Source organism: Ligilactobacillus sp. LYQ60 (genome assembly GCF_045033015.1).
Classification (GTDB): Bacteria; Bacillota; Bacilli; order Lactobacillales; family Lactobacillaceae; genus Ligilactobacillus.
Genome location: NZ_JBJFZV010000002.1, coordinates 125,975 through 147,812, shown reverse-complemented (window position 1 = coordinate 147,812; position 21,838 = coordinate 125,975). Strand labels below are relative to the sequence as shown.

Genomic DNA, 21,838 nt, shown 5'->3' with positions numbered 1-21,838 from the left:
TGTCCCCCGTAATAGTATGCTAGTTACTTATCTGTGTTTGACCACTTGTTGTAGTCGTCATCGTTCATGGCCTCAACCTGACCAAGACGATAGCCATTACCGACCTGCGAGAAGAAATCGTGGTTTGACGTAGTGGTCGAGATTCCGTTAATAACAGTCGGTTCAACGTCGTCAGCGGTGTCCGGGAAAATTGGATCCATTCCAAGGTTCATCAGTGCCTTATTGGCATTATACCGAACGAATGTGAGAACTTTATCTGTCCACCCAACTTCATCATAAAGAAGCTTCGTGTATTTTTCTTCGTTGTCATAGAGCTGGTATAAGAAGTCATATAGCCAGTCCTTCACGGCATCTTGTTCGTTTTGGCTCCGTTCCTTTAGACCAAGTTGGAATTTGTATCCGATATACGTACCGTGAACCGATTCATCCCGTAAAATTAGCTTGATAATTTCAGCCGTATTAGCAAGCTGATTATGGCCAAGATAGTACAGTGGGGTGTAAAACCCGGAGTAAAAGAGGCATGTTTCAAGGAAAACATTGGCGACCTTTTGTTTGAGCGGGTCAGCGGACGTGTCTTTGTAAATGTCGGCAATCCAGTTTGCCTTATTTTGGAGGTATTCTTCCGAATCACTCCACTCAAAGATTTCATTGATTTCTTCTGGTGTATTTAATGTTGAGAAGATCGTGGAGTAACTTTTAGCGTGGACGGATTCCATGAACTGAATGTTGTTAAGGACTGCCGTTTCATGCTGTGTCCGGACGTGTCGTCTGAGGGAGGCCATTCCGTCTTGGGATTGAACAGTATCTAATAAGGTTAATCCGCCAAAGACGTGGCCGACTAGGTACTTGTGCTTATCATCGAGCTTCCGCCAATCAGGAAGGTCGTTAGAAACCGGAACCCGAGTATCAAGCCAGAATTGTTCGGTAAGTTTTTCCCAGGTTGCCTTGTCAATTTCATCGTTGATCTGGTTCCAGTTAATTGATTTGTAACTTTTATCTACCATAGTGAATAACCCCTCCGCTTTAATTAATTGTTTTCAACAAGTGTGGTGTAAATGCGAGCAACGTCACTGGTTGTTCCCCGCAGTTCGTAATCGTCAAGGAACGGAGCGTTGAACTGCTCCGCATATCGCCGCGCAGTTAAGCAATACTGTTGATTAAAGTTCCGGTTCCCCGAACCAATAACACCGCGACAATGAGCACTGTTATCATTATACTCAATGTATTCGCCGAGGGAATTAGTCATTAACTCCTTGACCCCATTATCAATGCCATTCCCTCCGTCCAGATACGTCGGGACGAAAACAAAGAAATCAGCGGCTTCATCTGCAAATGGCGTTACGTCGCTGATCTCCTTAGCGTTGATTAGCGGTGCCTGGTCATCCTTGGCGTGCTGTTGTTCAGCGTAGTCCGTTAATTTTTGAATAAACGTGCGCGTGTTCCCTTCAATGGAAATAAACAAAATATTAATCATCCTCACAGCCTCCCCGGTAATTTGATGTTCACGGTGCACTATTCCACATCAAACCACAATATATTGTGGTTAACGCTTGTTAGCTTACAAGATATTCCGTTAACTTGCAAGGGGTGATTTCCTAACTAGGGAACTTTTATGTAATTATTTCGCCATAGTTTGTTAATTTTTATGCATATTATTACGTTTGTTTAATTTATGCAGTGGGCCCGGTAATAATAGGGGCCGGGCTAATTATTTATGAATACGATAGTAGACTTAGGTGGTGGTGAAATAACATGTAGAAACAACAAAAATTGGGATCTAGGAATTGTTCTTATGTTAGTAGTAATTTATGGGTTAAGAATGCAATTATTTTTACAGGGGAGTGGTTCGGCTTCTCTTTGGCCCCGCCGGAAAGACGTTTTTAGGACGCGATTGAGCCGGGAGCATTTACTGCGGTTGCAATTATCACGTATCGCTACGCAAATGTGCATCTTAACGCGGAGTTGCGGATGCAAGAAGAGGATGATGACTAAACTAAACGCGCTGCCTATGGGTAATTCAGGAGACAATGGGTGAGCACCACGTGAACGGGAGGATCGTTGTTGGGGCTTCAAGAAGGCTAACGGTAGCGTACATTCCGTGAGCGACATTAGCAAGGATGGGTGGAAGTGTTAGTGTGAACGTATGTTTGTAAAAATGAATTGAAGACGCGGCATAAAGCGTCACAATTATTCCCTAAAATAAAACCATAACCTCTTATAACAAGCTGCTAATTTAAATACTTCTCAGGTTAGTGGCGCCCGAAAACAAAGTTCTCCTGGCCGTTAGCCATGGTTAGCGGTCCTCCTTTTTCATGATATATCCATTTTCGGGTTGAGAAAATTTAGGTGATTTATTAAATTTTTCTCCATCAACTGGGAAGCCGAGACGTGTTTTTCTATCCCATTAACGGCTCAAATGAGCTAAGTTGCACGTTTCAAACGGGACGTTTTCATTACGAAAGCGGCCCGTTTTTTGCGTCGGATCCAGTAAAAAACATAAAAGTGTAATAAAAGAACAGGGAAGATGCGCTAAAATATAAAATGGAGGAGAGGCTAAAAGCAGGAATAAAGCCTCTTGGGTGAACTTATTTAGTAATTGTTTTTTAAGGATGGATTTAAACAGAATGAAACGAATTTTTACACGGGAGTTTTGGAAATTGCCTGACTTTTGGCATAACCGGCGGTTAAGGTTAATTGCGGTTCTTTTGACATTAATCGTGGTTTTGTGTGCCGGAATGGCCTGCTGGGCAAACTGGATCGTGGGTATAATTGTGCTTATTTTAGGGAGCGGAATGCTCGGGATGGTGTATGGCGTTTTGCGGCAGATTACCCACGATACTAATAACTACATTGCGAACCTATCACACCGGATTGATCAAGGGGAGCAAGAAGCGCTGATTAGGATGCCAATCGGGGTACTGTTTTATAACGGTGATAATGTCGTTGAATGGCTGAACCCGTACATGCAACAGTACTTTGGCAAGGAAGATGTTCTTGGTAAGTCATTGGGTGAAAGTGCCCCACAATTAATGCAATTGATTACGAAACATCAGGATGCCAAGAAGCCGGTGGAGGTGACCTGGCAGGGGAACACTTTCCGGATGATGATTCAGCGGGAAATTAATGCGGTTTACCTGATGGATATTACGCACTATGCCGAGATTCAGCAGGAATATGACGATTCGCGGGTTGTTATTGGACAAATCTTTCTGGATAACTACGATGAAGTGACGGAATCGATGTCGGATAAGCGGGTCTCAAATCTAAGTAACTTTATCACCAATGAATTATCAGACTGGGCGCGCCAGTTTGGCCTGTTTTTAAAGCGGATTGATGAGGATCACTTTTTCTTAGTGGGGTATACCAAGATGTTGGCGGCACTGGAAAAGGATAAATTTCAAATTCTTGATCTAATTCGCGAGCGGACGGCCAAGACAAACTTCCCGGTAACCCTTAGTATGGGAATTGCGTTCGGAAGTGCGGACCTTGCTTCCTTATCCGGTCAGGCGCAACGGAATCTTGATCTTGCTCTTGGTCGGGGCGGCGATCAGGTGGTTGTTCGGGGCGAAACCGGTGATGCCCGGTTCTATGGGGGAAAGACGAATCCGATGGAGAAGCGAACCCGGGTGCGGGCGCGGATGATTTCTCAAGCACTCCAAGAATTAATTTCTCAGGCGAGTCAGGTACTTGTCATGGGGCACCAACAACCGGATATGGATGCACTAGGAGCAAGCCTTGGGATTCGGCGAATTGCTGCGATGAACGGGAAGGAGTGTCAGGTGGTTGTAAACCCCGAAAAGGTGCACACGGATGTTGAGCGCCTTTTAGCTGAAACGGCGAAGTATCCTGAATTAGATCAGGTAATTGTTACCCCCAAAGAAGCGCTGGCAATGGCAACGGACGATACGTTGCTAATCATGGTAGATCATTCCCGGCCGTCAATTACCATTAGTCCGGAATTGTATGAGCGATTAAAGGGTCGGGTAGTAGTAATTGATCATCACCGGCGAAGCGAAGAGTTCCCTGAAAACCCACAGTTGGTTTATATTGAACCGTATGCTAGTTCTACGTGTGAACTGGTGACGGAAATGTTTGAGTACCAGTCCCGGGATAGTGAGCCAATTAATCGTTTGGAAGCAACGGCAATGTTAGCCGGAATCGTGGTGGATACCCAGTCATTTGCCAACCACACCGGAACGCGAACGTTTGATGCGGCTAGTTTCCTACGATCAGCAGGGGCGGATGCCCAAATGGTACGACACTTTATGCGGGAAAGCATGCATAACTTTATGCAACGGAACCACCTAATTGACCGGGCTGAATTTATTGATGATAATGTAATTGTGATGGGTGAAGAAGACTGCCAGTATGATCCGGTAACCGCCGCACAGGCAGCGGATGCATTACTTGATGTAAGTGGCGTTGAAGCCTCGTTTGTGATCACCCGGCGGGATAAGGAAACCGTGGGAATTTCAGCTCGGAGTATCGGGAAGACAAACGTCCAGTTGATAATGGAAAAATTTGGCGGTGGCGGGCACCTAACTAATGCTGCTGCGCAGCTAACGGACGTGACGGTTGCTGATACTAAGCAACGATTATTGGAAATTTTGAATGGCACTGCTGGTGAGGAACCGGCAGAAGAGATTGACCAGCCAAATGATGATTAGGAGTGATAAGAATGAAGGTTATTTTTACCCAAGATGTCCGTGGTAAGGGAAGCCGTGGTGAAGTTAAGGAAGTTCCCGATGGCTACGCTAACTTTCTAATCAAGAATAGTAAGGCGAAACTAGCAAGTGCGCAGGCAATGAGCCAACTTCGCGGGCAGCAACGAGCAGAGGCCAAAAAGGAAGCGGCTGCACTAGCGGAAGCGAAGGAGTTGAAAGCGAAGCTCGAGTCCGGGGACTACGTTGTTGAAATGCGGGCTAAGGCGGGAACGGATGGACGCCTTTTCGGGTCGATTACGACGAAGCAAATTGCCCAGGAATTAACGAAGCAATACGGGCTCCACGTCGATAAGCGTAAGATGAAGTTGACTGCGCCAATCCGGTCGATGGGTTATGTGAACGTCCCAGCGAAATTGCACAACGATGTTACGGCGACGATTCGCGTGCATATTGCAGAGAAATAGAAGGGGCACAAAAATGGAAAAAACGAGCGTGGTGGAAATAATCCCTGAACGGAGCGTGCCAAATTGGAAAGGGCGTGTTTTTCCGCTTAGCTCGTTTGTTTTATATAAGAGAGGCTGATAACCTCTTTATCAATTAGCTAACGGGGAATTAACCAATGGATAATAGTGAGATTTTAGGAAACGTCCCACCCCAGGACTTAGAAGCAGAGCAAGCGGTTTTGGGGTCGGTATTAATTAGTGGGGTTGCAGGCGATACGTTGGCGGCGGCTCATGAATTCGTCGAGCCAGACGACTTTTATCACAAGGCAAACCAGTTGATTTTCAAGGCAATGCTAACGGTAGATGATAACGGTGACGAAATTGATATGGTCACCTTACAGGCGGAACTAAGCGGAAATAATGAATTGGACGATATTGGTGGCCTTGATTACCTGGCCGAATTGGTTGATGCCAGTCCATCAGCCGCTAATGTGGCGTACTATGCGCAATTGGTACGAAATAGCGCAATCCGGCGGCGGTTAATTACCGTGGCAAACGGAATGATTGCGGATGCCCAGCGAAATGATGATGTTACGGGGCTTTTAGATAACGCCGAGCAAGCCATCATGAACGTTGCGGATGAACGTTCCGGCGAGGGCTTTCGCCGGGTGCGGGATGTTATTGCCGCTGAGTTAGATCATATTAGTGAATTAGCGGATAATAATGAAGAGATTACTGGGTTGCCGACCGGATACCGGGAGTTTGACCTTAAAACATCGGGGTTACAGCCGGATAACCTGATTATTTTAGCTGCCCGGCCAGCCGTAGGGAAAACGGCGTTAGCTCTTAATATTGCACAGAATGTCGCCGTTAGTGATCAAAGCAAAACGGTAGCGATTTTTTCCTTGGAAATGAGCGCAGAATCATTGGTTAGCCGGATGTTGTGTGCTGAGGGAACGATTAAGGCGGATAATCTTCGGAGTGGTAATCTGTCTGCCGATGAATGGGAAAGCTTAATGATGGCGGCAAGTGCCTTAAGTGGGGCGTCGATTTACATTGACGACACACCGGGAATCAAAATGAGCGAAATCAGAGCAAAGGCTCGCCGGCTTGCTAAGGAGCAGAACGGGTTAGATCTGATTGTTGTTGATTACCTCCAGCTGATTGAAGGCTCGACCAAGGAAAGCCGGCAGCAGGAAGTATCGGAGATTTCCCGACAACTTAAAAAGCTTGCTAAAGAGCTAAATGTTCCAATTATCGCCCTGTCCCAGTTATCCCGGGGGGTTGAGCAACGGCAGGATAAACGGCCAGTGTTGTCTGATATTCGGGAATCTGGGTCAATTGAACAGGATGCTGATATTGTTACTTTTTTATACCGGGAGGATTACTATGACCGGGATAATGGTAATGATGAGGAGGACCAGCAAGAGCAAGCAAACGACTCCAACGATTCAGATGCCGGTGATGTGGAGTTAATCATTGAAAAAAACCGGGCGGGATCCCGGGGAACGGTGCACCTAATGTTCATGAAGGCGTACAACAAATTTGCTAACCTTGCATATCAAGATGAACCGTAGATTTTATCTTGTTTTTTGGTAAAAATACCGGTAAAATGCAACTATTAATTAATTTATGATAAGGGATGATGTCATGGGATTTGAAATTAAGAATGAAACCAAGCAATACGTGGTTGAACTACATGCCCACCGACATCAGGTGCTTCTTCGGAAAAATGATCGGGATAACAATCGTTAACAAGGAGAAGTGACCATTAATGAAAAAACAGAATAATAGTAAGCAGCAGAGCGAACGGCTTGGTGTAATTGGGTTAAGTGCCATTGTTTTGAGCGCGATGCTTGGGGGGGGAATTTTTGATTTACCCAAAAACATGGCAGTGTGTGCTGGCCCGCTCGGAACCATTTTGGCGTGGGGCATTGCCGGGATTGGAATGTGGTTTGTAACGGCAATGTTCCTTAAGTTGGCGGAGCTAAAACCTAACCTTACAACTGGGTTGTATAAATACGGTGAAGCTGGCTTCGGGAAATTTGCTGGCTTCTTTGTGTCGTGGGGCTACTGGGTATGCGAAAGTTTCTCCAACGTTGCTTATGCCATTTTATTAATGAGCACGCTTAACTATTTCTTTCCGGGGGACTTTACAGGAGGAAATAATTGGGCGGCAGTTATTGGCGGCAGTATTGTTCTTTGGGGAATGTCGTTAATTATCTTATTCGGTGTTCGCCAGGCAAGCTGGGTGAACCTGGTAGGAACGATTGTCCGGTTGGCAGCAGTTGCTATCTTCATTATTGCGGTTGCAGCGCAGTTTCGCTGGATTCGGTTTAGCGCTAACTTTACGGCAACACGGTCATTTACCGCGGCCATGCCCGCAATGGGGCACCTAGGGAAACAAGTAGTTCTTGCCCTTCCGGCAACGTTATGGGCGTTTGGCGGAATCGAGGGCGCTGTTGTGTTATCGGACCGGGCGAAATCTCAGCAAGCTGTTCGCCAGGCAACGGCTATCGGTTTCTTCGGGTGCTTAGCGCTTTATATGCTGGTATCCTTATTACCAATGGGAATGAAACCGTATGGCATAATCGCTAAGTTAGGGTCACCGTCAACGGCTGGTCTTTTAACAATGGCACTGCATAGTCCGGCTGGCCGGGTAATTATGGCTGGTGGTTTGCTGGTGTCCGTCTTTTCATGCTGGTTGACGTGGACAATGATGCTGATGGAAATGCCGTATGCTGCTGCTAAGGATGGAGCCTTTCCACTCATTTTTGCCCGGGAAAGTAAGAACCACGTTCCAGTAATTTCGCTTTTCGCGGCAACGCTTTTAATGCAGGTAGTCTTATTAGTAGCCCATTTTGCTAATAATGCGTTTCAGTTGGCGTACACCGTCGTGGCAACAATGACGGTTCCGCCGTATATGATTAGTGCCCTTTATCTGGTAAAACTAGCGTTTCGGGCAGATAATTACCCGGGAAATAAGGGACGAATCAGTGCCTTAATTACCGGAATTTTAGCAGTGATTTATACCGTGATGATGGGGTTAGTATCCGGTGTTAAGTATGTAATGATTGCCTTTGTCGTGTACGCACTGGGGATTCCATTATTCATCAAGGCCCGGCACGAACAATCTCCTGGTGAGCCTGTTTTTACCCGCGGGGAGCGTTGGTTTGTTGTAGCGATTATTATTATTGCTGTGGGGGCTATCCTAGTGTATTACTGTTAAGAGCGAGAGTAAGTAGTGAGAATATGATGAAATAATGTTCCTCCAAGTCTTGGCTAAAGAGTGCTGCGGCTTGGGGGATTGTTGTGTTGATGGAGGAGGGGACGCTTAAGGAAGCGTTATTTACATAATGGGATGAATTTTCTTTTTTAAATTGTGAAAAACGATACTTATTTTGGCAAAAAGTAACAATTTGTGAAAAAATATGTTATATTGTGCTTGTGCTATTGTTGATAAAAACCTTCAGGGGGAGTGATACTTATGGGACTTGAGAAAGTCAAATATAAAGGATTTATTTTTCCGATTGTGATTGGATTAATTATCTGGTTTACGGCACCGGTGCGGCCAGCGGGTGTTTCGGTCGTTGCCTGGCACATGCTGGCATTATTTATTGCTACGATCGTAGGCTGTATCACCCAGCCGATTTCAATTGCTGGGGTTACCTTGATTGGATTTACGCTGATGATTTTCACTGGCCTTGTTCCAATGAAGCCAGCCCTGGCAGCCTTCAGTAACTCAGCGGCATGGCTAATTGCTATGGCCTTCCTGATTTCTCGGGGATTCATTAAGACCGGGCTTGGTCGTCGAATTGCCTTAAACTTCATTAAGTGGTTTGGAAAACGGTCATTGGGCTTAGGATATGCCGTTGCTGGGGTTGACCTGGTAACATCGGTTGCAACGCCAAGTAATACGGCTCGGGCTGGGGGTATCGTGTACCCAATCGTTGCTTCTTTGGCGGATACGTTTGATTCCCAGCCGGATAATGGGGCGTCAGCACGGAAGATCGGGTCATACCTGGTATTTACGGAATTCCACATTAACTTGATTACGAGTGCGATGTTTATGACGGCGATGGCACCAAACCTGGTTGTTGTGGCTCTTGCTAAGCAGCTTGGGGTGCACATTACGTGGTTTGGCTGGTTTGTCGCCGGTGCTTTGCCGGGGGTTCTTTGTTTGTTACTGGTACCATTCTTGATTTATAAAATTTTCCCGCCGAAGGTTAAGGAAACGCCAAACGCAAAGGAATGGGCGCAGGATAAGTTGGCTGAAATGGGGCCGATGAAGATGTCCGAAAAAATTATGGGAATCGTCTTCATTTTAACGTTGGTTCTTTGGATGATTTCGAGTTTTATCGGGGTTGAAGCCTATGCCGTTGGGTTCTTAGCCATTGTTTTACTACTCGTTACGGGCGTTTTGAGCGTAAAGGATTTATTAAACGAAACTGGTGCTTGGAATGTTTTGATCTGGCTGTCAATCCTGGTCTTCATGGCAGCGCAGTTGACCAAAATGGGCTTTATTCCGTGGATGGTTAAGGCCTTTGGTGGCATGCTACACGGAATCAATTGGATTGTCGTGCTGGTAGCCTTAATGCTTTTCTACTTCTACAGTCACTATCTGTTTGCGAGTGCTACCGCCCATTCTACGGCGATGTACGGGGCTCTTTTGGGGGTAGCTTTGGCAGCTCACGTGCCAACAATGTTAGCCGCAATGATGCTGGCTTTTGTCACGGCGCTGATGGGCTCCACTACGCACTACGCAAATGGTCCGGCTTCTATCTTGGCAACGTCAGGGTACGTTAAGCAGTCAACGTGGTGGAAGTTAAACGTTGTGATGGGAATTGTTTACCTGCTAGTTTTCGGATTGGTTGGTCCGCTGTGGATGAAACTAATTGGAATGTGGTAGTTGTCATTTGAGTAGCGTAAAAACTAAGGGGTTGGGACAGTTGTCCTAACCCCTTAGTTTTTAATGGATGATGCTTGCCTGTGTAAGATAATCTATCATATAATCTGATGGTAGTTAATTACTATAAGCATTAATTTAGTGAGGTAACCAATGAATTCTTCAGGAAAAAATGTTGTAAAGGGAATCTTTTTGGCCGCCCTTGCGTCCGCAATGTGGGGGATTTCAGGAACGGTTCTTCAGTTAATTTCGCATAATTTAAAGGTTCCAGAAGCTTGGCTTCTGTCAGCCCGGACGCTTAGTTCAGGGGTGCTTCTCCTAGTAATCAGCGCGTTAATTTATCGGCGTAAAATTTTTGATGTTTTCCGGTCATGGCGATCAGTGATGTGGTTGGTAGCATACGCCGCCCTTGGATTAATGGCTAACCTGTATACATTTTATTTGGCGATTCAGACGGGGAATTCACCAGCTGCTACAATTTTACAATACCTTGCGCCCCTCTTTATTGTTATTGGCGGCCTTTTCATTGGAAACCGGCCGTTAAAGACGGACATAATTGCGTTTATCCTTGCTCTTATTGGGGTAGTCCTTGCGCTTACGAAGGGGAACCTTGGGCAACTTTCCATTTCGGTGACGTCTCTGCTGTGGGGACTTGGTTCGGGATTAACGGCGGCGTTTTATGTGGCCCTTCCCCGGCCGTTGGTTAAGGACGGGAACCCACCAATTGTAATTCTTGGATGGGGGACAATGATTGCAGGAATCCTCTTTAACTTGTACCATCCATTTTGGGTTCAAGTGCCGCATCTCAGCTTAGCAGTAATCGGCTCGGTTGCCACAACGGTGATTGCGGGAACAATTTTGCCGTTCAGTTTGTTATTGTATGCGACAAAGTTTGCTAGTTCCGATGTTATTAGTATTATGGACGCCGTACAACCAACCGTGACGTCAATTTTGTGCTTCTTGTTTTTAGGAGTAAAGTTGAGTTTGATTGAAGTTAGTGGAATGGTGCTTGTTGTGATTGGAATTTACGTATTACAGCACGGTCGGCGGCAGTACGAGGAGAAGCAGATACAACAGGATGCGTTTGATGATTAACTGTGAGGTACGAAAGCCGATAAGGGCCCGGAGCGCAAGGCAAAACCTCGCGAAGAGCGAATGAGAGCTTGTTTTAGGGAGGATATTGCCTAATAATCATGTGACAGAAATATTTATAGTTTTAGGAATGTGGAGGCTGTGACGAAAGTTACAACCTCCTTGTTGTTTACGCATAATCCGCGATTAAAACAAACGGGTCGAATGGAATTATTTTCTAAACTTATATTTTGTGATTTATACGGCTTTAGTTTTCTGCGCTCATTTCCTTTGTTTAATGTGCTCGCTTTTTTACGAAATAGAATCGTTTTTTTAAAATGAAAAATAACAACCAAAAATTTGCAATTTGTCAAGTAAGCGTTACAATGATGACGAAGGAGGGGTTGGAATGGATTTGCGAACGATGAATATTCATCGACAGCGCGATTTTAAACGCTGGCAGCAGTTTCTTGAAGCAAACGGAATCCACGTTTTTAATGAACGGGAGGTGCGGCCGGTTGAGCAAACCTTTGGGTGGTTTGATGGTGATCAGTTGGTTGCAACGGGTTCCGTTGCGGGAAACGTCCTCAAATACATTGCGATTGCTTCGAACTATCAAGAAAACGGAGCAACCTTCAATATGGTGGTTAGTCAGCTTGTGTCCGCGGCAGCTCAGCAAGGGCAGTTCCACCTAATGGTGTTTACTAAGCCGCAGTACGTAAAGAGTTTTCAGTATGTTGGGTTTACGCTCCTAGCGCAAACGGAAATGGGTGCCGTTCTTGAAACCGGAATGCCAACGATTTCAACGTACTTAAAGGGGCTTCCTCGGGTAAAGAATCAACAGGATAAGCGGGTAGCCGGAATTGTAATGAACGCGAACCCGTTTACCAGGGGGCACCGGTTTTTAGTCGAGCAGGCAAGTCGTGAAAATGATGTGGTGTATGTTTTTGTAGTGAGCCAAGATGCATCGTTATTTACAACTGCAGAGCGGACAAAGTTAGTTCAGGCTGGGACGGCTGATTTAAAAAACGTTTTAGTTGTTCCGGGAAGGGAATATATGGTAAGCGGGGCAACGTTCCCGGCATACTTCCTAAAAGATGACCAAAACGTTGGGCGTTACCAGGCGGCACTTGATGCAACGTTGTTTAAGAAGCAGGTTGCACCGGCGTTGAACATTACAGCCCGTTACCTTGGAAGTGAGCCGTACTCGAAAACAACGGAGGTTTACAACGAAGAGTTGCACCGAATCCTTCCGCCAGAAATTACGGTGCGGATTATTAACCGGACGGCAATTGCGGATGGGACGATTGTAACGGCGACAAAGGTACGCGCCGCGCTGGCTGCAGATGATGCGGAGCAGGTTGCTCGGTTGGTTCCTTCAACTACGATGGCATACGTGAAAGAAAATTGGGATGAATTGCGTCAGCGGGCGCAGGAAAGGATGAGGCAGAATGGAGATTAAGCAGACTGCAATGGCGGGGACGCTTGAATCCTCGGATATTCAAATTACGATCAGTGCCGCTCCAGAATTAACGATTGATCTTGATTCATCAGTCGCTGATTTATACGGTGAACAAATCGAAAAGGTGATTAAGGAAACACTAGCAGCGTACGGAATTGAAGGAGCCCACGTTAAGGCTGTTGATAAAGGTGCGCTGGATTGTGTAATCAAGGCGCGGACAATGGCTGCAGCACAGCGGGCCCTTGGAACAAGTGCAACGCCAGACTGGGAGGTGCTCTAATAATGGAAGAACGATTACGGCGGACGATGATGTTTGTCCCGGGAAATAACGCCGGGATGGTTCGGGATGCTGGAATTTACGGTGCAGATTCAATTATGTTTGACCTGGAAGATTCAGTATCCTTGGCAGAAAAGGATGCAGCCCGGATTTTAGTGTATGAAGCATTGAAAACCCAGGACTATGGTGATGCTGAGCTGGTCGTGCGGGTAAACGGGATCGACACGGAGTTCTTTAAGGCGGATGTTTATGCCATGGTTAAGGCGGGGGTCGACGTTATCCGGTTGCCAAAGGTTGAGTCCGGAAAAATGATGATCGACCTTGTTGCAACGGTTGAGGAAGCTGAGAAACACTTTGGGCGAAAGATTGGTTCAACGAAGGTAATGGCTGCGATTGAAAGTGCTCGGGGCGTGATGAAGGCCTTTGAGATTGCTGAAAGTACCGACCGGATGATGGGAATGGCCCTTTCAGCTGAAGACTACACAACAGATATGAAGACGCACCGGTACCCGGATGGAGCAGAACTTGAATTTGCACGGAACATGATTATCCACGCTGCCCGGGCTGCTGGAATTGCAGCGTTTGACACCGTCTTTACTAATATGAATGATATTGCTGGGTTTAAGCGGGAGACGGAACATATCCATGAACTTGGATTTGACGGCAAATCCCTGATTAATCCACGGCAAATTGATATGGTCAATAAGGTTTACGAACCAACCCGTGCGGAAGTTGAAGACGCACTTGACGTTGAGGCGGCCATTAAAGAAGCGCATGCTAAGGGATCTGGGGTTATTTCCATGAACGGTCAAATGGTTGACCGCCCAGTTGTTCTTCGGGCGCAACGGGTATTACGGTTAGCACGGGCGTCACACTTACTTAACGAGGAGGGCGAGTACATTGAAGAATAGTCTTAACCGGGAATTATCAGCCGAACTGTTAAAGGAAAAGGACTACCAGCCATTCGAAAACGCGACGATTGGTAACCCTGAAATCCAGCGAACCGCACCAACCGTGCGTGTTTCAACCGGGGACGGAAAGCTGGTTGATTCCATTGCAGATGTGGTGAAGAAGACCCTGAAAGATGGAATGACAATTTCGTTCCACCATCATTTGCGGGAAGGAGATTTCATCTTTAACCAGGTAATGGATGAAATCATTAAGCAGGGCTTCAAGGACTTAACGTTGGCTCCGTCGTCGCTGACAAACGTGATGAATGATAAGGTGATTGAAGCGATTAAGGCGGGAGTTATTACTAATATTACTAGCTCTGGAATGCGGGGAAGTCTAGGAGAAGCAGTGTCCCATGGGTTATTGCAGAACCCCGTTATTTTCCGGTCTCACGGTGGCCGGGCTCGGGCCATTGAAAATGGTGATATCAAGATTGATGTGGCCTTTTTAGGGGTGCCAAATGCTGACCGGGTCGGAAATGCCAACGGGATGGAAGGTGATGCTGTCTTCGGTTCCCTTGGGTACGCCTTAATGGATGCAAATTATGCCGATAAGGTTGTTTTGTTGACGGATAACATCGTTGATTATCCGAATACACCTGCTTCAATTAAGCAAACGCAGGTTGACTACGTGGTTAAGGTTGACCAGGTGGGGGATCCTGACCGAATTGGAACCGGGGCAACACGGTTTACGAAGAATCCGAAGGACCTGAAGATCGCTAAGATGGTTAACGATGTAATTACCCATTCACCATACTTCAAACAGGGCTTCTCATTCCAGACGGGTTCTGGTGGGGCTGCGTTGGCCGTTGCCCGGTACTTGCGGGAATCAATGATTGATAAGAACATTACCGCTTCGTTTGCTTTAGGCGGGATCACGACCCCAATTGTTAAGTTGCTCGAAGAAGGTTTAGTTAACCGGGTAATGGACGTGCAGGATTTTGATAAGGGTGCGGCTGATTCAATGAAGAATAACCGGAACCAGCAGGAAATTGATGCTTCATGGTACGCTGATCCGGACAACAAGGGAGCCATGGTTGATCAGCTTGATGTCTGCATTTTATCCGCCCTTGAAATTGACACGGACTTTAACGTTAACGTAATGACGGGATCAAACGGGGTTATCCGGGGAGCCGTCGGGGGTCACCAGGATGCCGCAACGGCAAAGATGACAATTATTTCTGCCCCATTAACCCGGGGCCGGATTGCCACGGTTGTTCCGCACGTTGGAACGGTAGTTACACCGGGAGAATCCATTGATGTGTTGGTTACGGAAGTCGGAATTGCCGTTAACCCACGGCGGCAGGACCTTTTGGCAGCCTTTAAGCAGGTTCCAGGGCTTCCGTTAATGACAATTGAAGAGTTACAACAGAAGGCAGAGCAAATTGTTGGTAAGCCGAAGCCGCTTGAATACACTGACCGGGTTGTCGCTTTGATGGAATACCGGGACGGATCGATTATTGACGAAATTCATGAAATTAAGTAGGTAAAGCTTTGGTGAAATAACGGGGCTGTTCGGAAACGAACGGTCCCGTTGTTTTATCGGTTATAATGATGAGGAGTGAAGGGAGCGGGACGAATGGAAATAGTCGAAAGGGTTTTTGCTGGGGGGAGTCAACAGGATATCCCGGCAGTATTAGCTAACCGGGATCAGCGGGCGGCCCAGCAGCGCCAACTCGTGGAAACCTTTCCCGGCGCAACAGTGATTGCGGTTAAACTTAATATTCCTGGTCCGGTCAAGACAAGTCCGGTAATCCGGCGGTTTTTTCGGGAGGAGCTTGCTTGTTTTGAAAAACAGTTAGCGGTAGCAGGGCGGTTAATTCTGCAGGTGGTAATAGAAGATAAGCGGCCAACGGGACCAGAACGATTTTACGTGGTTCGTTCAGCAGCTCAGGCAGTTAAGCACCTGACAGTTGCGTTTGAAACGGCAACCCCGGCCGCCCGGTTATTTGACATGGATGTTCTTGTCAAGGATAAGGGCGTCATTCGTCCAATCAGTCGGGAAGAAGTGGGGCTTTCTGCTCGCCGGTGCTTATTATGTGACCGTCTTGCTAAGGATTGCGGTCGGTCCCGGCGCCATTCGGTTTCTGCTCTTCAAGCGAAGGTGGCAGCGTTAGTCATGGCAGCTGTGAATGCAGCGAAAAGGGAACGGGTGGTGCAACGGTTGGCTACCTTGGCCGTTCGAGCGTTAATTAACGAGGCGGCAGCGTGGCCTAAACCGGGATTAGTTGATCCGGTTGAACATGGGGCACACCCAGATATGGACTATCCCCTCTTTGTACAAAGCGCGCTTGCATTGGAAGGATACTTTCGTCAGTGTGCGCGGATGGCGATTAATTATTCGGGAAAAGATTATCCGGCACTTTTTGATACGGTTCGGCAGTATGGAATTCAGGCCGAGCATACAATGATGCAAGCAACGGGGAACGTTAATACCCATAAAGGGGCCATATTTGCTCTGGGAATTCTGGTAACTGCAACGGCCAGTTGTTGGCAAACCGGGCAGGTGACTCTCAAAACGATTCAACACCGGGTGCAGGCGCTTCTCACTCACTTAACGGACGATTTTACCCGGATGAAGCGAGAAACTCCCCAGACAGCCGGGGAAGTGCAATATCATCTGACCGGACGGAAGGGTGCACGGGGCGAAGCGGAGGCTGGATTTCCCGTTATTTTTGAGGTTGGGTTACCAGTTTACAAACAAACCCAGGGAACCACAAACGACCGGATCATTACCGCTTTTTTAGCGCTTGCCCAGCATGTTCAGGATAGTACGTTATATAAACGGGCTGGGACAGATGCGATTGAACAGGAGAAACAACGGCAGGTGACCGCTATTATCGAGGCGGGAGGAATTGTAACGCCAGCGGGGCGTAAATTACTGGATGAAATGCAAGCAGAGTACAGTAACCGGCATCTTAGCCTCGGCGGTGTAGCGGATATGGTAAGCGGAACGCTGTTAATGGCAGAGATTGAGGAGGAATTTTGTGATGCAAGCACGAATGAATGATGGGGCGTTGCTTAGTTACAGCATGGTTGGTCACGGTCAACCAGTAATATTAATTCACGGGTTTGGTGGTTACCGGCAAATTTGGACCCGACAGGTGCCGTTTCTCGTTGCGCATGGTTACCAGGTAATTAGCTATGATCACCGGGGACACGGCGCATCAGCGCGGGAACCCCAACCAACGAGTATAAAACAATTAGTTGATGACTTAGTCACCCTAATTCATGTGTTACACGTGGAACAACCCGTATTGATTGGGCATTCAATGGGGGCCGCGGTGATTTATGGTCTATTTCATTATTATCCCGAAATTCCTGTTCGGGCAGCGGTTGCAATTGATCAATCGCCTAAGATGTTAAACGCACCGGACTGGGAGTACGGTTTTATGGATATTACCCGGGCTAATTACCGAACGAAACTTGCGGCATTTGGTCACGTTAAGGAGACTTTAAACGGGGTTGATGACCAGGTTTACCTGGCCCTTAAAGAGGCGAAGGCACAGTATCCGGTTGACCAAAAGATGCTGATGCCATTGATGTATGACCACGCGCGACGTGATTGGCGAGCGGCTTTGACAGCAACCACGGTTCCAACGTTACTGGTAACGGCCAACCAAAGTCCGTTCTTTAATGGCGTATTTGGCGACGTGATGGCGACTCAAAATCAGTTGATTACCCACCAACGAATTGATCAGACGGGGCATTGCGTGATGGCGGAGCAGCCAGCGGCATTTAACCGGTGTGTTCAGAAATTCCTTGTCTGAATTAAAATTAGTTAAGGGAAAGTTCGTTTTTTTGGTTAGTTTTTATCTTTTTTTAAAATATAAATTCGGAATAAATTGTTTATCGGTGCGTTTATTGATATAATCGTTGTGGCCGTGAGAAACATAACGATTTATTGAGGTGAAGTAAAATGACAGCGATTGTTGTTGTTGGAAGTCAGTGGGGCGACGAAGGTAAGGGTAAAATTACCGATTTTTTGAGTCGGCAAGCAGCAGTAATTGCCCGCTATCAGGGGGGCGATAATGCAGGTCATACAATTGTGGCGGCGGGAAAGACGCATAAGTTGCAACTCATTCCGTCAGGGATTTTATATTCTGATAAACAGTGTGTGATTGGTAACGGTGTTGTATTGAACCCGAAATCGCTGGTAGCGGAGCTAACGGGTCTGCACCAGGCGGGAATTGATACAACAAATCTCCGTATTTCAAATCGGGCCCACGTCATTCTTCCATACCATATTCTTCTCGATAAATTACAGGAACGGGCTAAACAGGATGGTAAAATCGGGACGACCCAGAAGGGAATTGGCCCGGCGTACGTTGATAAGGCTGCCCGGGTAGGAATTCGGGTAGCTGACTTACTTGATGAGGAGACATTTGCGACAAAACTTAAGCAAAATTTGGCCGTAAAAAATGAGCTATTTACAAAGATTTATGACGTAGCGCCACTGTCATTTGATGACATTTTCACCGAGTATTATGGTTACGGGCAGCAAATTAAGAAGTTTGTTTGTGACACGGCGGTTGTGATTGATGATGCCTTGAATGCAGGACAAAACGTTTTGTTTGAGGGCGCTCAGGGAGTAATGCTTGACATTGACCATGGAACGTACCCGTTTGTCACGTCGTCGAATCCAATTGCCGGGGGTGCAGCAACCGGTAACGGTGTCGGTCCCGAACAGATCGGCGCGGTTTGCGGTGCTTGCAAGGCATATACTTCTCGTGTAGGTGCGGGCCCGTTCCCAACGGAATTAGCGGGCCAGACGGGCGATTATATTCGCGAACGAGGGCACGAGTACGGGACGGTTACTAAGCGGCCCCGGCGGGTTGGCTGGCTTGATACGGTTGTGTTACGGCATTCCAGGCGGGTATCCGGGCTAAGTGCAATGTGTTTGAACTGTCTAGACGTACTAACCGGACTTGACGAGGTAAAGGTTTGCACAGCGTATGAACTTGACGGTAACCGTATTGACCGGTATCCAGCCACCCTGAAGGAGATTGCAGCATGTCACCCGGTTTACGAAACTCTTCCGGGATGGCAAGAAGATATTACCGGCTGCCGGAGCTTAGCGGAATTACCGGTAAATGCCCAAAATTACGTAAAACGGGTTGCTGAGCTGGTAGGGGTACCCGTTGCAATGTTTTCGGTTGGCCCGGACAGGGAGCAGACAATTGTTTTGCAGAATTGCTGGGATATGACCCGGTAAAGAGTAGTTGAATGACTTTTTGCAAAACAGTAAAAGAAAACGATTCTATTAATGCTATATGTAGAATATTATGCGTAGATAAGTATATAATTATATAAAGTCTAGAAGAATTCTAGTAAGAAACGCACTCTCAGTTAGGTACAGGGATTATTTGGCTGGGGGTGCGTTAGTTCTTGCTAGTGGAAGGTTTCGCTTTGAAATGTTAACCGAAGAAGAGGGATTTTGAAATTTAATTTATTAAGTTTTCTTGGGAATTTTTTTAGAGTGAAGACGGACTGCCAAAGCACGCTTAATTCGCTGTCAAGTAAATTTTTAGAGTTAAAATTAAGGGGTGTTCAGTAGTAAGGGAACGCGTTAGAATAGGACACGTAGTTCCGAAACGGAAACATGTGTTCGGATAAATGGACGGATGGAGGGATTAACGTGGTAATCTCGGCACACACATCGGCGGCGGAGCTTGCGCGGCAAATTATGGACCAACAAGGGTGCAGTTACCAGGAAGCGCTGGAGGTATTGCTGGCAGTTGCACAGGGTAAATAGGTTCGAAGAGCGCGTGATGGAGAAGGTGTTTTCCATCACGTTCTTTTTATTTCTAGTAATAATTGCAGCTTTCTATAAAATTCCATATCATAAGGGGGAAGAATAGCTTCGTAAACTAGAAAGCTAATTCAAACTAAACGAGATAAAGGAATGAGATTAATTGGATATCCAGAAGCTAACACTTTTTGCAACGCTTGCGAAAACGAAAAGTTACCCGGAAACAGCCGCGCAGCTACAAATGAGCGTAACTGCGGTACGGGAACAAATTCGTGAGTTTGAGGATCAATTAGGCGCCCCCCTCTTTGAGCGGGAGGTTGAAGCAGTACGGTTAACGGGAAGCGGCCAGGCGCTTTACCCTGCCGTGCAGCGGTTCCTGGTTGATTACCAGCGGGTTGAAAAACAAATGCATCGATTAAGGAACCAGCGGGACCATGAACTCTACCTAATTACGATCCCTACCATGCTTAATTACGCTGCTTTTGACCGGGTGACCCACTTCCTTCGGGAGCACCCAGTTGTTAATGCCCGGTTCCGGGAAACAACGAAGCATATTTTTAACCCGCAAAATGTAACTGATCCGGGGGACATCATGTTTACCCGGATTTTTAAGAATTGTAGGGATAACAGGTTCGAGTATATTTCCGTGGATGATGACGAGTATGTTTTGGTTACTGCTAAGGATGGGCGGTGGGCTCACCGCCCGGATCTCACCCTAAAAGACGTTCAGGATGAACCGTTGTACACGTTAGATCAGGCAACGGGGCTATATGATGGAGCGTTGAAGGTGTGTGCCCAAAATGATGCCCAGCCACGGGAGTTACGGCCGCAGCACCGGGTTGACCTTATTTTGCAGGCAGTGCGGAACGGCGAAGGAGTTGGGTTATTAATGCGGAAATCCGTTGTCAACCGGCCGAACGCCAACGTTCAGGTGATTTCGGTTCCGCATAATATCGCTTTGGGGTTATATTTTATTCGGCCTACCGGAGAGCATACGGCTGCTGCGGACGATTTGTGGCGGTTTTTAAAGCAACAGTATCAGGAATAACTTGGTTGGAATAATTCTGAATTATCGAGCAAAACGCTTTAATCATTGACTTTTTGGCGGTATACTATCAATGAATTAAGTTTCTAATGGGGTGAGATAATGAACTACATCGATAAGGAAATTGATGATTTTAAAGTAACTGCATACCAGCAAGGTGAAACCATGGACGTTACGAAACAAGACGTCTTAGGAAAGTGGGCTATTTTCCTGTTTTATCCGGCGGATTTTTCGTTTATTTGTCCAACAGAGCTAGAAGCACTTCAGGATAAGTACGAGGAGTTTAAGCAGGCGGGGGCTGAAATCTACACGATTTCAGAGGACACTGAATTTGTTCACAAGGCGTGGGCAGATGCCTCGCCAGAAATTGGGAAGATTCAGTACAAAATGCTTGCTGACCCGGCTGGGAAACTGGCCCGGCAGTTTGATGTCCTTGACGAAGAGGCTGGGCAAGCATACCGGGGGGTCTTTATCATTGACCCTGACGGAAAGATCCAGTCATACACGGTAAATAACATGGCGATTGGCCGGAGCGTGGATGAAATTTTGCGGACGCTTCAGGCCGCACAGTTTGTTCGGAAGTACGGCGATCAGGTTTGCCCGGTAAATTGGCATCCGGGTGACAAGACCCTTAAGCCGGGAATGGACTTAGTAGGGAAGTTATAAACATTGTGTTAAAAAAACCGTGACGAAAGTTGCGGTTTTTTGTTGCCTTCGGGTAACTAGCCTTTTCCCTTATTTTGAGCAGTTTGCCGGAAAAACATCATCAATGTTAGAATTAAAGTACGAATGACGGGATTATTTCCGCGGAAATAGCCTGAGAAAGAGGGAAGTATGGATGGCAAAGGAAGATTTAACCCGGTTAACGGAGCTTGCTGATCAGGTAACTGAATTGCCGGCGTTTAAGCGGACGGAAACTGAGGGAGCATATAATAAGGTGGTTATTCCCCTTAAGAAAATTATCAAGGCAAACCAGGCAGAGGATTTATATGATCAGCTCAACATTGTTCCTGTAATGCAGGGAAAGCCGATCATGGACATGATGCGGGATGTTCCCCTTAAGGTCCGGGAAAAAGCAATGTGGGATTTTAGTAAGAAGATGGAGATGCACTATTTTACCAAGGAAGAAGACGGGTACTATTATTTCCATGATGATCATCTTCAACAGATCTTATTAAAGTTAATTGCTGCTTTACAGCAACGGCTCGGTTAGGAAAACAAGGTGGATCAAGAGGACAGGAAGCGAATAAATCACGAAACAAAGATCC

General features: G+C 46.7%; 18 protein-coding genes. 16 read left to right on the top strand and 2 right to left on the bottom strand.

The genetic code is table 11. The annotated features are described in order from the left end of the window. Positions 1-23: 23 nt before the first annotated feature. Together nrdF and nrdI are read right to left on the bottom strand one after the other, a co-directional pair. Complete coding sequence (gene nrdF / locus ACI3EZ_RS03550) at positions 24-1,004, bottom strand: class 1b ribonucleoside-diphosphate reductase subunit beta (protein WP_405025540.1); 981 nt, start codon at positions 1,002-1,004, stop codon at positions 24-26. 23 nt (positions 1,005-1,027) lie between these two features. Beyond that, positions 1,028-1,480 carry a class Ib ribonucleoside-diphosphate reductase assembly flavoprotein NrdI gene (gene nrdI / locus ACI3EZ_RS03545; RefSeq protein WP_405025539.1) on the bottom strand — a complete coding sequence of 151 codons (453 nt, stop codon included), beginning with the start codon at positions 1,478-1,480 and terminating at the stop codon, positions 1,028-1,030. A gap of 1,144 nt (positions 1,481-2,624) precedes the next feature. Between nrdI and ACI3EZ_RS03540 the strand changes: the two genes are divergently transcribed. The 16 genes from ACI3EZ_RS03540 to ACI3EZ_RS03465 all read left to right on the top strand — a co-directional run bounded on the left by ACI3EZ_RS03540 (position 2,625) and on the right by ACI3EZ_RS03465 (position 21,783). Then, positions 2,625-4,667 (top strand): DHH family phosphoesterase, encoded by a 2,043-nt coding sequence (locus ACI3EZ_RS03540; protein ID WP_405024565.1) that lies wholly within the window; start codon positions 2,625-2,627, stop codon positions 4,665-4,667. Between the two features lie 11 nt (positions 4,668-4,678). Next, positions 4,679-5,128, top strand: a complete 450-nt coding sequence (gene rplI / locus ACI3EZ_RS03535; protein WP_405024564.1) for a 50S ribosomal protein L9 — start codon at positions 4,679-4,681, stop codon at positions 5,126-5,128. Positions 5,129-5,283: 155 nt separating this feature from the next. After that, on the top strand, positions 5,284-6,684 hold the full coding sequence (gene dnaB / locus ACI3EZ_RS03530) for a replicative DNA helicase (protein WP_405024563.1): 1,401 nt from the start codon (positions 5,284-5,286) through the stop codon (positions 6,682-6,684). 197 nt (positions 6,685-6,881) lie between these two features. Continuing rightward, positions 6,882-8,336, top strand: a complete 1,455-nt coding sequence (locus tag ACI3EZ_RS03525; protein ID WP_405025538.1) for an amino acid permease — start codon at positions 6,882-6,884, stop codon at positions 8,334-8,336. A gap of 258 nt (positions 8,337-8,594) precedes the next feature. After that, a complete protein-coding gene (locus tag ACI3EZ_RS03520; RefSeq protein WP_405024561.1) occupies positions 8,595-10,016 on the top strand; it encodes a DASS family sodium-coupled anion symporter in 1,422 nt (473 codons plus the stop codon). A 150-nt stretch (positions 10,017-10,166) separates the two neighbouring features. Further along, on the top strand, positions 10,167-11,108 hold the full coding sequence (locus ACI3EZ_RS03515) for a DMT family transporter (RefSeq protein ID WP_405024560.1): 942 nt from the start codon (positions 10,167-10,169) through the stop codon (positions 11,106-11,108). 385 nt (positions 11,109-11,493) lie between these two features. Beyond that, positions 11,494-12,546 (top strand): [citrate (pro-3S)-lyase] ligase, encoded by a 1,053-nt coding sequence (citC, locus tag ACI3EZ_RS03510; RefSeq protein WP_405025537.1) that lies wholly within the window; start codon positions 11,494-11,496, stop codon positions 12,544-12,546. Then, positions 12,536-12,826 (top strand): citrate lyase acyl carrier protein, encoded by a 291-nt coding sequence (citD, locus tag ACI3EZ_RS03505; protein WP_405024558.1) that lies wholly within the window; start codon positions 12,536-12,538, stop codon positions 12,824-12,826. The genes citC and citD overlap by 11 nt, the downstream gene beginning before the upstream one ends. A gap of 2 nt (positions 12,827-12,828) precedes the next feature. After that, positions 12,829-13,734, top strand: a complete 906-nt coding sequence (gene citE, locus ACI3EZ_RS03500) for a citrate (pro-3S)-lyase subunit beta (RefSeq protein WP_405025536.1) — start codon at positions 12,829-12,831, stop codon at positions 13,732-13,734. After that, complete coding sequence (gene citF / locus ACI3EZ_RS03495; RefSeq protein WP_405024556.1) at positions 13,724-15,259, top strand: citrate lyase subunit alpha; 1,536 nt, start codon at positions 13,724-13,726, stop codon at positions 15,257-15,259. The genes citE and citF overlap by 11 nt, the downstream gene beginning before the upstream one ends. Before the next feature lie 93 nt (positions 15,260-15,352). Further along, entirely contained in the window at positions 15,353-16,783 is a 1,431-nt protein-coding gene (citX, locus tag ACI3EZ_RS03490) for a citrate lyase holo-[acyl-carrier protein] synthase (RefSeq protein ID WP_405025535.1), read from the top strand. Beyond that, complete coding sequence (locus tag ACI3EZ_RS03485) at positions 16,764-17,543, top strand: alpha/beta fold hydrolase (protein ID WP_405025568.1); 780 nt, start codon at positions 16,764-16,766, stop codon at positions 17,541-17,543. The genes citX and ACI3EZ_RS03485 overlap by 20 nt, the downstream gene beginning before the upstream one ends. A gap of 149 nt (positions 17,544-17,692) precedes the next feature. After that, on the top strand, positions 17,693-18,988 hold the full coding sequence (locus tag ACI3EZ_RS03480; RefSeq protein WP_405024554.1) for an adenylosuccinate synthase: 1,296 nt from the start codon (positions 17,693-17,695) through the stop codon (positions 18,986-18,988). 700 nt (positions 18,989-19,688) lie between these two features. Beyond that, on the top strand, positions 19,689-20,573 hold the full coding sequence (locus ACI3EZ_RS03475) for a LysR family transcriptional regulator (protein WP_405024553.1): 885 nt from the start codon (positions 19,689-19,691) through the stop codon (positions 20,571-20,573). Between the two features lie 99 nt (positions 20,574-20,672). Further along, positions 20,673-21,236: a redoxin domain-containing protein gene (locus ACI3EZ_RS03470; RefSeq protein WP_405024552.1), complete on the top strand. Its 564-nt coding sequence runs from the start codon at positions 20,673-20,675 to the stop codon at positions 21,234-21,236. A gap of 172 nt (positions 21,237-21,408) precedes the next feature. Continuing rightward, the gene (locus tag ACI3EZ_RS03465; RefSeq protein WP_405024551.1) at positions 21,409-21,783 is read left to right on the top strand and encodes a hypothetical protein; all 375 of its coding nucleotides are present in this window, start codon (positions 21,409-21,411) and stop codon (positions 21,781-21,783) included. The last annotated feature ends 55 nt before the right edge of the window (positions 21,784-21,838 follow it).